General features: G+C 60.9%; 10 protein-coding genes. 2 read left to right on the top strand and 8 right to left on the bottom strand.

Annotation, left to right across the window (positions count from 1 at the left end):
• Nucleotides 1–24 precede the first annotated feature (24 nt).
• The 5 genes from D0Y96_RS14590 to D0Y96_RS14570 form a co-directional block, all read right to left on the bottom strand.
• Nucleotides 25–981, bottom strand: coding sequence for an LOG family protein (locus D0Y96_RS14590; protein WP_117301293.1), 957 nt, complete (start codon nt 979–981; stop codon nt 25–27).
• Nucleotides 982–1,083: 102 nt separating this feature from the next.
• On the bottom strand, nt 1,084–1,395 hold the full coding sequence (locus D0Y96_RS14585) for a hypothetical protein (protein ID WP_117301291.1): 312 nt from the start codon (nt 1,393–1,395) through the stop codon (nt 1,084–1,086).
• Between the two features lie 150 nt (nt 1,396–1,545).
• Complete coding sequence (locus D0Y96_RS14580; RefSeq protein WP_158562400.1) at nt 1,546–2,415, bottom strand: ferritin-like domain-containing protein; 870 nt, start codon at nt 2,413–2,415, stop codon at nt 1,546–1,548.
• A 284-nt stretch (nt 2,416–2,699) separates the two neighbouring features.
• Nucleotides 2,700–4,514: a translational GTPase TypA gene (gene typA, locus D0Y96_RS14575; protein WP_117301287.1), complete on the bottom strand. Its 1,815-nt coding sequence runs from the start codon at nt 4,512–4,514 to the stop codon at nt 2,700–2,702.
• A gap of 108 nt (nt 4,515–4,622) precedes the next feature.
• Nucleotides 4,623–5,153 (bottom strand): Uma2 family endonuclease, encoded by a 531-nt coding sequence (locus tag D0Y96_RS14570; RefSeq protein WP_117301284.1) that lies wholly within the window; start codon nt 5,151–5,153, stop codon nt 4,623–4,625.
• A gap of 142 nt (nt 5,154–5,295) precedes the next feature.
• On the opposite strand from D0Y96_RS14570, the gene D0Y96_RS14565 reads away from it, so the two are divergent.
• Nucleotides 5,296–6,066 (top strand): hypothetical protein, encoded by a 771-nt coding sequence (locus D0Y96_RS14565; RefSeq protein ID WP_147325074.1) that lies wholly within the window; start codon nt 5,296–5,298, stop codon nt 6,064–6,066.
• Between the two features lie 118 nt (nt 6,067–6,184).
• Here D0Y96_RS14565 and D0Y96_RS14560 read toward each other — a convergent pair whose 3' ends face one another.
• The 3 genes from D0Y96_RS14560 to D0Y96_RS14550 form a co-directional block, all read right to left on the bottom strand.
• The gene (locus D0Y96_RS14560; protein ID WP_117301279.1) at nt 6,185–7,459 is read right to left on the bottom strand and encodes an ABC transporter permease; all 1,275 of its coding nucleotides are present in this window, start codon (nt 7,457–7,459) and stop codon (nt 6,185–6,187) included.
• 35 nt (nt 7,460–7,494) lie between these two features.
• Nucleotides 7,495–8,790 (bottom strand): GumC family protein, encoded by a 1,296-nt coding sequence (locus D0Y96_RS14555; RefSeq protein WP_252263809.1) that lies wholly within the window; start codon nt 8,788–8,790, stop codon nt 7,495–7,497.
• A gap of 180 nt (nt 8,791–8,970) precedes the next feature.
• Nucleotides 8,971–11,703, bottom strand: a complete 2,733-nt coding sequence (locus D0Y96_RS14550; protein WP_117301276.1) for an SLBB domain-containing protein — start codon at nt 11,701–11,703, stop codon at nt 8,971–8,973.
• A gap of 500 nt (nt 11,704–12,203) precedes the next feature.
• Here D0Y96_RS14550 and D0Y96_RS14545 point away from each other — a divergent pair, with 500 nt between their 5' ends.
• Nucleotides 12,204–12,950 carry a sugar transferase gene (locus D0Y96_RS14545; RefSeq protein ID WP_199480335.1) on the top strand — a complete coding sequence of 249 codons (747 nt, stop codon included), beginning with the start codon at nt 12,204–12,206 and terminating at the stop codon, nt 12,948–12,950.
• The last annotated feature ends 40 nt before the right edge of the window (nt 12,951–12,990 follow it).

Raw genomic sequence — 12,990 nt, 5'->3', positions numbered from 1 at the left:
GACCGCTTCTTAGCTGACCGCTTTTTAGCTCCGTGTGTGGGCGATGTCGGGTACGTCGGCTTCGGGGCGGGCGGCTTCGGGCTCCAGATGGTTGCGGATGAGGCCGTCGCGGAGGAGCTCGAAGGCCTGCTCGGGGGTGTCGGCGAACTGGAAGAGATCGCGGTCGCGCGGGGAGACGGCGCCCTTTTCGACGAGGACGTCGAGATTGAGCACCTCCTTCCAGTAAGACGAGCCGTAGACGACGACGGTGATTTTTTTGGCCAGCTTCTGCGTCTGGGCGAGGGTGAGGATCTCGAACATCTCGTCGAGGGTGCCGAAGCCGCCGGGAAAGACGACGAGCGCTTTGGCGAGATAGGCGAACCAGTACTTGCGCATGAAGAAGTAGTGGAACTCGAAGTTGAGCGCGGGGGTGATGTACTGGTTGGGCATCTGCTCGAAGGGCAGACGGATGTTGAGGCCGATGGATTTGCCGCCGGCTTCCCAGGCGCCTCGATTGGCTGCTTCCATGATGCCGGGGCCTCCGCCGGAGGTGACGACGAAGCGATGACGGCGGGAGCGGAGGGTCTTTGTCCACTCGGTGAGAAGTCCGGCGAGACGGCGGGCGTCCTCGTAATAGCGGGCCATTTCGACGGCGGCCTCGGCGCGACGGCGGCGGAGGGCGCTGGTCTCTCCCTGATCGAGATCGGGACGGCGCGCGGGCTGCTCTTCTTCGGGAGCGGGCTGGCGGGAGCCGGTGTTTTCGAGGAGCTCGAGGTCGCGCCTGGCCTCGTCGAGATCGTGGCTGGCCTCGGCGATAGCGCGGAAGCGGGCGGAGCCGAAGAAGACGACGGTGTCCTGGATGCGCTCGCGGCGAAAGCGGGCGAGGGGCTCGGAGTACTCGGAGAGAATGCGGATGATGCGGCCGTCGGGGCTGTTGAGGAAGGCAGGGTTTTCGTAGGCGAGTGGAGCGGAGGCCAGCGGCTCAGGGGTTTTCCGGGACATGATCGGTGCGGCTCTCCTGGTCCGCGGGGTGACGGGATGGCACAGAGCGATGCTGCCTGTCCTTTGAAGAGGATACCTCTCCGGAGCGGAGGGACGGACGGCTCAGGGTTCCTTGTGGAAGACGGCGTCGGTGATGGCGATCCAGATATTCAGAAGGCCGAGGCCGGAGATGAAGCCGCGGAAGGGTCCGCTGACGGTGAAGCGGGCGACGGGAGCGAAGTAGATAAAGAAGCGATTGTCGGCCCAGAAGTGCGTCCAGGGCAGAACGACAAGAATAAGACCGATATAGAGGCGAACGAGCACACGCAGGATCAGCTCCGAACGCCGGAGCCAGGAGGGCTCCTGCCGGTGAGACTTGTTCGCAGCCGATGCCTGTGAGGTGTTCGGCGAAAGAAGATTCGGCTGAGGCGACATGCAATACACACCCGAGGCGCCTGGGGCGCGGTCAGGCTCTTAACCAAACACTAACACAGCGCGGGCCCGCAGCAGAGGCGCGAGAGCGGGAGAGCGAAAGAGAGGCGCGCCGGAAAGCGACGCCTCTCTGTCTTCCGGTTCGAGGCGGCGTCAGGATGCGGGCGGGGCGGGGATGTTTCCGGCGGTGAAGGTCCAGACGGTGTAGGCGAAGTCATGCGCCTGTTTGAGCGGATAGGCGGTCTTTCCGCTGCCGGGGGTGATGAACGGAGTAAGCGCGGCGACGGCGGAGCTGGGGCCGTTGAAGACGGAGAGAATTCCGTCGGTCGACTCGTAGGTGGTGTTGTTGGCGGGGATGAAAAGAGGATTGATGGAGCGGCCGAGGGCCCGATGCTCGCACTCCACGCCCATGATGGTGGCCGAGACCTGGGCGAAGTAGGCCAGCTGGCCGGGCGTGAACTGCTGGCCGCCGAAGGTGAGGGTTTTACCCTGCGCGGCGAGGGTGCTGAATTCAAGGATGGCGGCGAGATAGGCGCCGATGAAGGCCTGCTCCAGCGCGACGAGGGTGTTGACGAAGGTGTCGAGATCGGAAAATGCAGCGCTGTCGAAATAGAACGTCTGGAAGGGGTCGGTGGAGTTGGAGTTGCTGCCCAGCAGCTGACGGAAGAGCAGAGCATGCTGGAACTCTTCGTAGAGTGCTGCGCGAAGGTAGCCGACATCGTCGGCTTGTCCGGTGGGCGCGATGTTTTTCGCGCTGCCGCCGGGACCGGCGAGGTTGGCGTTCTGGATGACCGGGCCGGTGAGCACGTTGTAGTAGAAAACGTTGGCGAGATCTTCGGCGACGAGCGCGGCGGTGAAGATCTCCTGCGGCGTGTCGATGACGCTGGTGCCCTGGGCGCGCAGAAGCTGCGTGCCTCCGGCGAGTGCGGCGGCGGCAAAGGCTGCGGCTCCGCCGGCATTCTTCAGAAAGGCGCGGCGAGCGACAGACGTACGGGTTTTTTCCACGATGGTGGCTTCCTGCATATAGACCTCACAAAGTGAAACATCCTGATGGGGGCGCGCGAAGTCGAGCGGGCGGGGCAATGCACTTCGCAGAGACGAAGTTTTCATTGCAGTGGGTACGGCGGCTGGATGGGTTCGGATTGCAGGTGCAGGAAGTTGAGATAAAGAAATGACAATTGCCGGGTGGGGGAGAGAGGAGGTTTGGCCCGGACTAAAAGAGGATGCGGCGCAGGTCAGCACAGGCGCTGACCTGCAGACGGGGCGCGTCTCATCGAGAAAAGACTCGCCCCGGCGCGGACACGGAATTAGCTGGAGACCGGCGCGTAGCGTTTGGGCCGGCGGTTGGCCTGCAGGACCTTTTTGCGCAGACGGAGAGATTTGGGCGTGACCTCGACCATTTCGTCCTCGGCGATGAACTCGATGGCCTGCTCGAGGTTCATGGCGCGGGGCGGGGTGAGGCGAACGGACTCATCCGATGAGGACGCGCGCATGTTGGTGAGCTTCTTTTCGCGGACGACGTTGACGTCGAGGTCATTGTCGCGGGAGTGCTCGCCGATGACCATGCCTTCATAGACTTCCACGCCAGGCGGGACGAAGAGCACGCCGCGGTCTTCGAGGCCTTCGAGTGCATAGGCGGTGGTGGTTCCGGTGCGATCGGCGATGAGGGCGCCGGTGGGGCGCTGCGGGATCTCACCCTGATACGGCATGTAGCCATCGAAGATCGAATTCATGACGATGGTGCCGCGGGTCTCGGTGAGCAGCTCGCTGCGCAGACCGATGAGGCCGCGCGAAGGAACGCGGAATTCGAGGCGGACGCGGCCGTGGCCGTGCATCTTGACCATCTCGCCCTTGCGGGGCCCGAGGCGCTCAATCACCGTGCCGACGAAGTTGTCGGGGATGTCGATGGTGAGGTGCTCGACTGGCTCCATCGTCTTGCCCTCGATGGTGCGGGTGACGATCTCGGGGCGGCCGACCATGAGCTCGAAGTCTTCGCGGCGCATCATCTCGATCAGAATGGCGAGCTGGAGCTCACCGCGGCCGAGAACCTTGAAGCTGTCGGGGCTGCCGGTCTCTTCGACGCGGATGGAGACGTTGGTGAGGAGCTCCTTGTCGAGGCGCTCGCGAAGGTTGCGCGAGGTGACGTACTTGCCTTCGCGTCCGGCCATGGGCGAGTTGTTGACCGAAAACTGCATGGCAATGGTCGGCTCGTCGATGACGATGGGCGGCATGGGCGCGGGGGTTTCGATGGAGGTGATGGTCTCGCCGATGGTGATGCCGGTGACTCCGGCGACGGCGACGATATCGCCCAGCTCGGTCTCGGTAATGTCGGTGCGCTTGAGGCCGCTGAAGCTGAAGAGCTTGGTGATGCGGGTCTTTTCAAGCGAGCCGTCGAGCTTGGAGATGTAGACTTCGTCGCCGGTTTTGAGGGTTCCGTTGAAGACCTTCGCGATGCCGAGGCGGCCGAGGTAGTCGGAGTAGTCGAGATTGGTGACCTGGACCTGGAGCGGAGCGGCTGCGTCCCCCTTCGCGGTGGGGATGGTGGTGAGGATCTGCTCGAAAAGGGGCTGAAGGTCGGTGCCAGAGATGGCGATGTCGGTGGTCGCGGTTCCCTGCTTGCCGTTGGTGTAGAGGACGGGAAAGTCGATCTGGTCTTCGCTGGCGTCGAGGTCGATGAAGAGGTCGTAGACCTCGTTCAGAACCTCTTGCGGACGCGCGTCGGGGCGGTCGATCTTGTTGATGGTCAGGATGACGGGCAGGCCGGCTTCGAGGGCCTTGGAGAGCACGTAGCGAGTCTGCGGCAGCGGACCTTCGGAGGCATCGACGAGGAGCATGACGCCGTCGACCATCTTGAGGGCGCGCTCGACCTCACCGCCGAAGTCGGCGTGGCCGGGGGTGTCGACGATGTTGATCTTCTCGTTTTTGAAAAAGATGGCGGTGTTCTTGGCGAGGATGGTGATGCCGCGCTCGCGCTCGAGGTCGTTGGAGTCCATGACGCGGTCGGCGACGGCTTCATTGGCGCGGAAGGTTCCGGCCTGGCGGAGCATGGCATCAACGAGGGTGGTCTTGCCGTGGTCGACGTGGGCGATGATGGCGATATTGCGAATGGTGCTCACAGGGATTTCCTAAGCTCTTTCTGTTGCCGGAGCGCGGTGCGACCGCGGCTCGCCGGGTTTCGGGCAGTGCTTTCCGGAGGGCGATGGCATCCAGCCACCCGACGGAAAAAGCAGCTACCGGGCGTGGTCTTCGTCGATGGCGGCGAAGAGCGCCGCAAGATCAAGGTGAACAGGGCTGCCGGAGACGACGAAGTGCGATGTTTCGATCCAGTCCCGGGAAGAACAGTCGAAGCCTTTGCGCGTGGCGGGGTCGATGACCCAGATGTGCTTCACGCCCATGTGGCGATAGTCATCGAGGCGCTGGGCGTATCGCGGCCTGCGGTCCTCGGGGGAGAGAATTTCGATCACGGCGACAGGAGGCGTCTGAATGATCTGCTCGCGCGGCGCCTGCCGGGAGACCAGACAGATATCGGCGATGCGGAAGCGCGTTGAGGAGACCTGGACGCGGATCTCAGGGTAGACGTGAATTCCCCACTCGCGCGCATGTTGGCTAAACCACTGCATAAGTGCGCCCTGCATGGCTGCGTGATCTAACTCGCCCAGGTTTCTCTCCTCGATGATGCCGTCCACGTAGTCGCAGTCCGGGCGATAGCTCGTATGGAGATACTCGCTGACGGAGATCGGGAGTGGGGTGGCGGTGGCCATAGCTCTGATGGTTGCTTCGATTCAGAAAAAACGGGGCGAAGCTGCCTGTTTCCAGTTTAACAGCGGCGGTGCGGCAGGCAACGCTATTTCGCGGAGGAGCGTCCCCGCAAGAGGACGATGCGCGGCGGAAATGAGGCTTTGTATGCAGAGACAGATACAGCGGTGGATTTTGCCATGCGCTGCGGCGGCGATGACGGCTTTTCTGGCAGCTCCGGCGATGAGCGCCCAGAATACGGCCGCGGGCGATACGGCGCAGCAGCCGGCGGCACGGACGATCCAGATGGTTCCGGCAAAAGCAGAGCTCGATAAAACACTCGATGCAAAGAAGGCGAAGCAGGGCGACGCGGTGACGGCGAAGCTGCAGCAGGATGTGCAGATTCCGGACGCGCAGACGCTGCCGAAGAGTACGGAGCTGGTGGGGCACGTGGATCAGGTCACGGCGTCGGAGCATAAAGGCGATTCGACGATTGTGGTGACGTTCGATCATGCGCGCCTGAAGGATGGGCAGCAGCTCCCGATCAAGGCGACGGTGACGGCGATTGTTCAGCCGGTGAACCCGATGCAGCAGCCGAATGCGGGCGAAGGCGGCGGCGCACCGATGCCGAGCGCGTCTTCTCCGGGCGGCGTGGGAGTACCGGGCGGAGCGGGCATGCCGTCGGGATCATCCGGAGCGGCGTCTGCTTCCGCTTCGCAGCCGCAGATGAGCGGAGCGGGCATGCCTTCCGGTGAAGAGGCCGGGCAACAGCAGCAGCAGACGCCGCAGAACGGCGTGCCGGGAGTAACACTGAAGAGCGATATTCACGACGCGAATTCGGCGACGTTCCTCTCACACGGCAAAAATGTGCATCTGCCGGATGGAACGGAGATGGAAGTCGCGCTGGCGGTGATTCCTGCAGGCGTGAAGATGCGGTAAAGGCAGGGATCAGGGATTAGCCATTAGAAGAGAGGCAGTGCGGTGCATTGAATTCTCTGTTTCCTGTTCTCTCATCGCTACCTCCTGATGGCTAATCGCTGCGCTCGCTGCTCCTGCGTTATTCGTACTTGAGGGATTCGACGGGATCGAGCTGGGCGGCGCGGTTGGCCGGCAGCGTTCCAAAGATGATGCCGACCATCGTCGAGGTGACGAGGGCAATGACGGCGGACCATCCGGAGACAGGAACGCGATAGCTGGTGAAGAACCGGACAGAGAAAGGCACGGCGAGGCCGATGATCGTGCCGATGAGACCTCCGGCGAGCGAGATAAAGACAGCCTCGATGAGGAACTGAAGCTTGATTTCGCGCGCGGTGGCTCCGAGGGCCTTGCGAATGCCGATTTCGCGGATGCGCGAGCGCACGGTGGCCAGCATGATGTTCATGATGCCAACGCCGCCGACGGCGAGCGTGACGGCTGAGACCAGCATAAGCACGATGGTGAGCGCGTTGGCGATAAGGCTGGCGGTGGTGAGGAGCGCGGTGAGAGTCTGCGCGGTGTAGACGGAATTCTGCTGGTGGCGGCCGTGCACGACATTTACGATCTGCTTTGAGGCGGCCTCGACATCTCTTGCGTCGCGGATGGAAAAGAAGATCTGCTTCACGTTGTCGGTGCCGGTGAAGTAGCGCGCAACGGAATAGGGAACAAGGATGGTCTGGTCGGCGATTTCGGACTGGCCGAAGGTGTCCGTGCGCTCGCGGAAGGTTCCGATGATGGTGAAGGGGATGCCGCTGAGCTGAAAGGTTCCGTTGATAGCCGCCGAGGTGCTGCCGAACATGGCGCGCGCGAAGGGCTCGGTGACGACGGCGACCTTGGTGTGCGTGGTCTCGTCTTCGTCGTCGAAGAAGCGGCCGGAGAGCACGATAAGGTTGCGCACCTGGCGATATTGCGGGCTGACGCCGAGGACGAGCACATCCTTGACGAGGCCGCTGCCGAAGCTGATGCGGTCGTGCATCTCGAGCATAGGCGACGAGGCGGCAACGGCGGGAACCTGCTCGTCGACGGCACGCTCGTCATCGCGCGTCAGAAGATCGTTCTGGAAATTGGTGTTGACGTTGCCCGCTCCGCCGCCGGAGTACTCGAGCTCCACCATATTGGTGCCGATGCCTTCGATGGCATTGAGAATGTACTGTTTTCCGGTAAGGCCGATGGTGACGACGAAGATGACCGAGGCCGAGCCGATGACCATGCCGAGCGCCGTCAGCATGAAGCGCACTTTGCTGGCGCGGAAGCTGTCGATGGCCAGCCGGACGATCTCGCTGAAGAGCATGGTGCGGCGAGCGCTGGCAAGAGTGAGCTCAAACGAGCGCCGGGGATGTGACTGTGCCGGAACCATTCCCTTTCAAGGATGCCATGAGCGGCACCGGGGGTTCACCTTTCGTGTGCAATTGCCGGCGAGCGGCGGAAGCGGAGCAGCTGGCGCAGAAGACTGAGCTTCGCGTTCGTCTCCGGGTCCTGCCTCATATGCGCCAGGCCAGCCTGGGCCAGGGCAAAGGAACAGGCAAAGAAGAAGCCGATGAATGTCGTGACGACGGTGATGAGAGCACGCTGGGGAAACGAGCGGCGGTCGGGAACGATGGCCGGGTCGACCACCTGAATCACAGCACCCTCTTTTGCTTCGTCGAGTCTGGCGAGCTCATACTGACGGGCAAGGATCTCGAAGATGGTCTCGTAGTATTTGACGTCCCGCAGGCGGCGAACATATTCAAGGCCGGTCTGCGCCATCATACCCTTGGGAGCGATCAGGGCTCCACTGGTTTCATCCTGGTTGCCGGTAAGTTTGGCGAGCTGGGCACGCAGTCCGTCGAGCTCCTTCTGCATCTCGACCACGTTCGCATTTTCGCTTGTGGCATAGGTCTGCATGGCCTGGAGCTGAACTTCCTTCGCGGTGACCTGCGCGCGCAGACTGGCCGCGGTCTCGATCAGGGCGCGTGCCTGACTGTCGAGCTGGATCATGCCGGTCTTCTGCTCGGTCTCCTTCAACGCCTCTTCGGCGTCGGCAAGCCTGTCCTTCGACTGCTGGAGCTGCTGCTCGAAGAAGAGGCGGCGCTGTCCGGCCTCGGTGATGGCGAGCGTCTGAGAGAGTGTGCGGAACTGATCGACGTAACCGTTGGCCAGCTCAGCGGCGCGCTTCGGGTCCCAGTCCTCGACGGAGATGTGAATCAGGCCGTCTTTGCCGTTTCCGTCGAGGGTGACGTGCTTTTCAAAGCTTTTGCGCGCAAGCGAGAGATATTTGCTGTGATACTCCTGCATGAGGTTGTAGCGGTGGACCATGGCGTTTTCCACCGTCTGGCTTTTGAGCATGGCGATGAACATCTCATTCGGATTTTTGAGTCCGAGGCTTCCCCCTGCGAGAGCTGCGATGCCGCCCAGATTTCCCAGCTGCGAAGTCATCATGGAAGACAAAGAGGATGACTTTGCATCCGGAGGCAGGATCGTCGTCTCCGCCGTATAGCGCTTGGGCAGCACCAGAGAGATGATGATTGCCCCGATGGCGAAGATGACAGTGATCAGGAAGATGAGTTTACGACGCTCGGCAAGGACCAGCAGGATGTCGAGCAGGGAGATCTCCTGCTGCTCGGGGTGCGACACGGTCGAGGATTCCGGCCCGGCGGTCATGGGCTTTGCGGTACCGGTCTCCTGTTCGAAGGCTGTCGACTTATTCATGGTGCTTCCAGTTCCTGTCCTGCCGGGTGGGGCAACTGCCGATACGCATTATGGCGCCCCTCACATTCTTATTTGACGATCCGATCACGATGAAGAGCAGCAACCCGGCTTCGATCTGACCTCTTTAGCCATTATTGACCTGACATCTTTAGGCCATTATTGATCTGACATCTTTAGCCATTATTGATGAATCACGCTGATGGCGGCGGCTCCGAGAGCGAACTGCGAGAAGACCTGCGACCAGTCGAGGAAGCCGCGCAGAGCGGATGGCTTGATGGTCTTTTCAGGCATCACGATGGTGTCTCCCGGATTGAGCGGCACATCTTCAAAGGTATTTCCCCAGAGGCCATTCTCATCTTTGCGGCTGACGACCGAACCATCGGCACGGATGATGAACGCGTGTTTGGTATCCGCGTCGCGATCGGGGCCACCGGCCAGGCGCAGATATTGTCCGGTGCGCCGGCCATCATGGTAAAGGAAGGAATTCTGGTCGTAGACGGCGCCGACCACGTTCACGGTTGCCGGAACGGGCGGCACGATAAAGTGATCGCCATTTTCGAGAGGGATGTCGGGCAGGCTGCTGATGCCGGTGCTGGCCGATTCGAGCTCCAGCACGACACGGCCCGTGGCCCGCATCTGCCGCAGACGGCTGATGAGCTCGTGCTCGCTGTTCTGGGCCGCGGCGCCGCTGGCGATGTCCTGCGACGTGGATACGGGAGAGGCAGCGAGGGCGAGGCTTCCGCGCTGAATTTCCAGCTCAAGGTTCTGCACATATTCATCGATGCGGTGCTGCTGCACGACGCGCGTGGATTCACGCGTGAATTCGGAGCCATAAAGATACGCGCCCGGGGTAAGGCCGCCGGCGCGGCTGACGAGCTGGCGCAGGGTTTCACCGGGATGCACGCTGTAAATGCCGGAGTGCACGAACTCGCCTTCGAGACGCACATACTTCGTCTGCTGCACGAGCGGCACATGGATATCGGCCTGAGAGAAGATGGTCACGACATCGCCGGGCTGGAGCTCCAGGTTCTGCGACTCGTCGTGATCCAGGATCAGCCTGCCGAGGTCGAAGGGGATCAGAGAGCTGGTGAGGGTCTTCGGGTCCATTCTCTCGATCACGGCGTAATCCCAGTCGATGTCGGGCGAGTTGAGGCGCACATCATTTTTGGGGGTCTGCGTCTGGCCCTGTCCCTGCGGGTTCTGCAAATTGGATTCCTGGGAGGCGAGCGAAGAGTTGCTGCCCATCCGATTGTATTGCCCGTTTCGGGAATCGTTCGGCGAGAGGGACTGATCCGGGTTTTGATCCTGATACTGGCCCTGATACTGGTCCTGGGGGTACTGCTGATCGTACGGATTCTCATCCGGATTTACGTTGTTGTAATAATCGCCGGAGTCAGGGTCGTTGTAATTCGGCGGCAGATACTGTCCGTTGCTTTCCTGATATTGCTGATTCTGCTGCGAGCCGGCAACGGTGGAACGAGAATACGGATTCCGGTTGTAGTTCCGGTTTGCGGAGGGGGGACGGGGATTACGCGGCAGATCCCAGGGGCTGGAGGGCTGCCGGAGATTGGGAAACCGGTCGAGGGGCTGGAACTCAGGAGCGGGCAGACCGAGCTGCGTCCGCTTCCACCAGTAGTCTCTTGTAATGAGCGAATCGCGATCCGGGATGAGATCGCTCAGGTGCATGCCGGCATGCCAGCCGAAGCGTCCTGGATTGGCGGTGTTGCCGCGCAGGGTGATGGTTTTGCTGTACATCGGAACCATGGAGTAGACGCGGAGGATGTCTCCGCTGGCGAGGGGAGTGGCCAGGCCCGCGGCATCGAATGCCATCTCCATGGCTTTACGGCTCTGATGGTCCTGAATCCGCTCGATCGAGATGCGCGATTCAGCGGCGATGGCGGAGACGCCGCCGGCGTCCTTCAGAGCCTGGTCGATGGATTCATCTCCGCGCAGCTCATAAATACCAGGGCTTCGTACGCTGCCCATGATGGCGACTTCAGGCCCGACGGGGGGAATGTAGATGACGTCTCCGGAGAGCAGGCCGACGTCCTTCGATTTGTCTCCATGCACCAGGAGGTCATAGAGGTCAAAATCGGTAATCATGGCGCCGTTGCGGCGGAGCTGGATGTGCCGCATCGAACCTTCGATGGCGACGCCTCCGCTGGCGAAGAGGGCATCGGCCAGAGTGCTGAGTGAGCTTACCGTATAGACACCGGGGCGGCGGGCCTCTCCGGTTACATAGACCTGGACGGCGCGGATCTGACCGAGATCGGCGGTGAGATCGAAGTTGCGATAGATTCTTCCGATGGCGGCGCGAAGATGCGGATCGAGCTGGGAAAATGGCAGGCCGGCCACATGAATTCCGCCTACCTGAGGGATATAGATTTCTCCCGCGCGGTCGACAAAGAGATTAGCTCTGAAATTCACCTGTCCCCAGACGCGTATCCGTATTTCGTCCTGGGGCCCGATGACGTAGTCGGGAGGAACAGGGGTCTGCTCAAGAGGAGCAAAGGTGGACGGCACGTTACGAAAGAGACTCTCTCCGAAGACCGGCAGTACCTGTCCGGTCGTGGACGCTACAAATTTCTGGAATTCTGAGAGGGGTTGCGGAGGAAGCTGCTGAGGAAACTGTGAATATCGATTGCGGAAGCGGTTTGCCGGATTACCGTTGTCCTGGTACGTCGTCTCAGGAGGTAGCTGGCCGAGAGATGACGCTCCATTGGGAGTGACCTGCTGACCGGCCTGATTGGGAAGGATAGGCGACGAATACTGATTCTGTTGTCCGCAGGATGGATCCGCGGCCGAGCAGTTTGCATCGCTGCTCTGCTGGGAATCCCAGGCGCTTTGGGGGTACAGGCTCCATGGTGTTAGCAGCACCACGGTGAACAAAATCAGGAACCACAGTCTCTTCATTGAAAGGAATCTCGTTAATGCTCGTTTGCGTCTATCCAGCACAGGCGCAGCCCGCTCCAGGGTTTTTCTCCGCAGATGCCCGGAGGGTACCCCAAATGTCAAGGGGACTTTTTATAGCTTATGCGGTATTTGGAAATTCAGCAGAAAGAACTTCTGCATCCAAGCTAATACATTACACTGGAGGAACATAACGAATCATCACCTGGATATTCCTGAATGAGTTAACCGCGAGAAAGGTTGACCGGATGGAGTATAGTTTGTGATTCGAAGAGAACTGCAGAAGCAGTCGTAAGATATTTATTAACTGCTCCAGACCTGTTTCTTCCGGGGACGAAGCTGCACTGCCTGGTCGTCAAACTTTTTGGAAATCAGGACTTTTCGCAATGAGCGCAGTATCGTTTGGGCATCAACCCTCTCCGCACCCCACGAGCAGGCGAGTCCCCCCCCTCCTGATCGATGACGTTCAAAATAACGAGCTTCTGCAATCCGGGACTGATTTCGTGCTCTCAACCAATCTGAACGCAGTGACTTATGACGACACGCCATCTGCATTGAACCTGAGTCCGTGGGTCACTTCAGGACCGCGCCGCTTTCTGGATTGTGCGGTTGCTCTCTTCGCTCTGGCGCTGCTTGCTCCGGCGCTGCTGCTGGTTGCGCTTGCGGTGTATCTGAGCTCTGCCGAGCCGGTGCTGTTCCGGCAGCGGCGCATGGGGCGCAACGGCCAGGAGTTTACGCTCTACAAATTCCGCTCGATGAGAACGGGAGAGGCTCCGGGCTCGAATATCACGGTCAGCGGCGATGCACGGATCACGCCCGTAGGCGCCTTTCTGCGCCGCTTCAAGCTGGATGAGCTGCCGCAGTTCTGGAATGTTCTGAAGGGCGATATGAGCCTGGTGGGGCCACGACCAAAACTGCCGCAGCATGAGGCGCTGTGCATTCCGTCGCGGCCTGGAATCACGGGGCCGGCGACGCTGGCGTTCCGGCACGAAGAGGAGATTCTGCGCGGCGTGCCTGAATATGAGCTGGAGTCGTTTTACGAGAATTTCATCAAGCCGAGTAAAGCCCGCATCGATCTTGAATACATGCAGAATGCATCTCTGCGCAGCGATCTGAAGCTGATGTGGCAGACGGTGGCCTCCTGTGTCGGTTCTTCCGCGGAGTACGAGAACGAGCAGTCTGTGTGGGTCACGGCTCCGGGCGATATGCGCCGGGAGATTGTCTTCGATCCGGAAGATCAGGAGATCTGAGATATTTTTCGGAAAGATGACGGCAAGATTAAGATTGGCC

Origin of the sequence: Paracidobacterium acidisoli (assembly GCF_003428625.2) — a bacterium.
GTDB classification, from domain to species: domain Bacteria; phylum Acidobacteriota; class Terriglobia; order Terriglobales; family Acidobacteriaceae; genus Paracidobacterium; species Paracidobacterium acidisoli.
This window is presented reverse-complemented; position numbering and strand designations above follow the sequence as displayed.

Coding starts and splice junctions, on each gene's coding strand:
- D0Y96_RS14590 (WP_117301293.1), bottom strand. CDS start 981: ATGTCCCGGAAAACCCCTGAGCCGCTGGCCTCCGCTCCACTCGCCTAC.
- D0Y96_RS14585 (WP_117301291.1), bottom strand. CDS start 1,395: ATGTCGCCTCAGCCGAATCTTCTTTCGCCGAACACCTCACAGGCATCG.
- D0Y96_RS14580 (WP_158562400.1), bottom strand. CDS start 2,415: ATGCAGGAAGCCACCATCGTGGAAAAAACCCGTACGTCTGTCGCTCGC.
- D0Y96_RS14570 (WP_117301284.1), bottom strand. CDS start 5,153: ATGGCCACCGCCACCCCACTCCCGATCTCCGTCAGCGAGTATCTCCAT.
- D0Y96_RS14565 (WP_147325074.1), top strand. CDS start 5,296: ATGCAGAGACAGATACAGCGGTGGATTTTGCCATGCGCTGCGGCGGCG.
- D0Y96_RS14560 (WP_117301279.1), bottom strand. CDS start 7,459: ATGGTTCCGGCACAGTCACATCCCCGGCGCTCGTTTGAGCTCACTCTT.
- D0Y96_RS14555 (WP_252263809.1), bottom strand. CDS start 8,790: ATGAATAAGTCGACAGCCTTCGAACAGGAGACCGGTACCGCAAAGCCC.
- D0Y96_RS14550 (WP_117301276.1), bottom strand. CDS start 11,703: ATGAAGAGACTGTGGTTCCTGATTTTGTTCACCGTGGTGCTGCTAACA.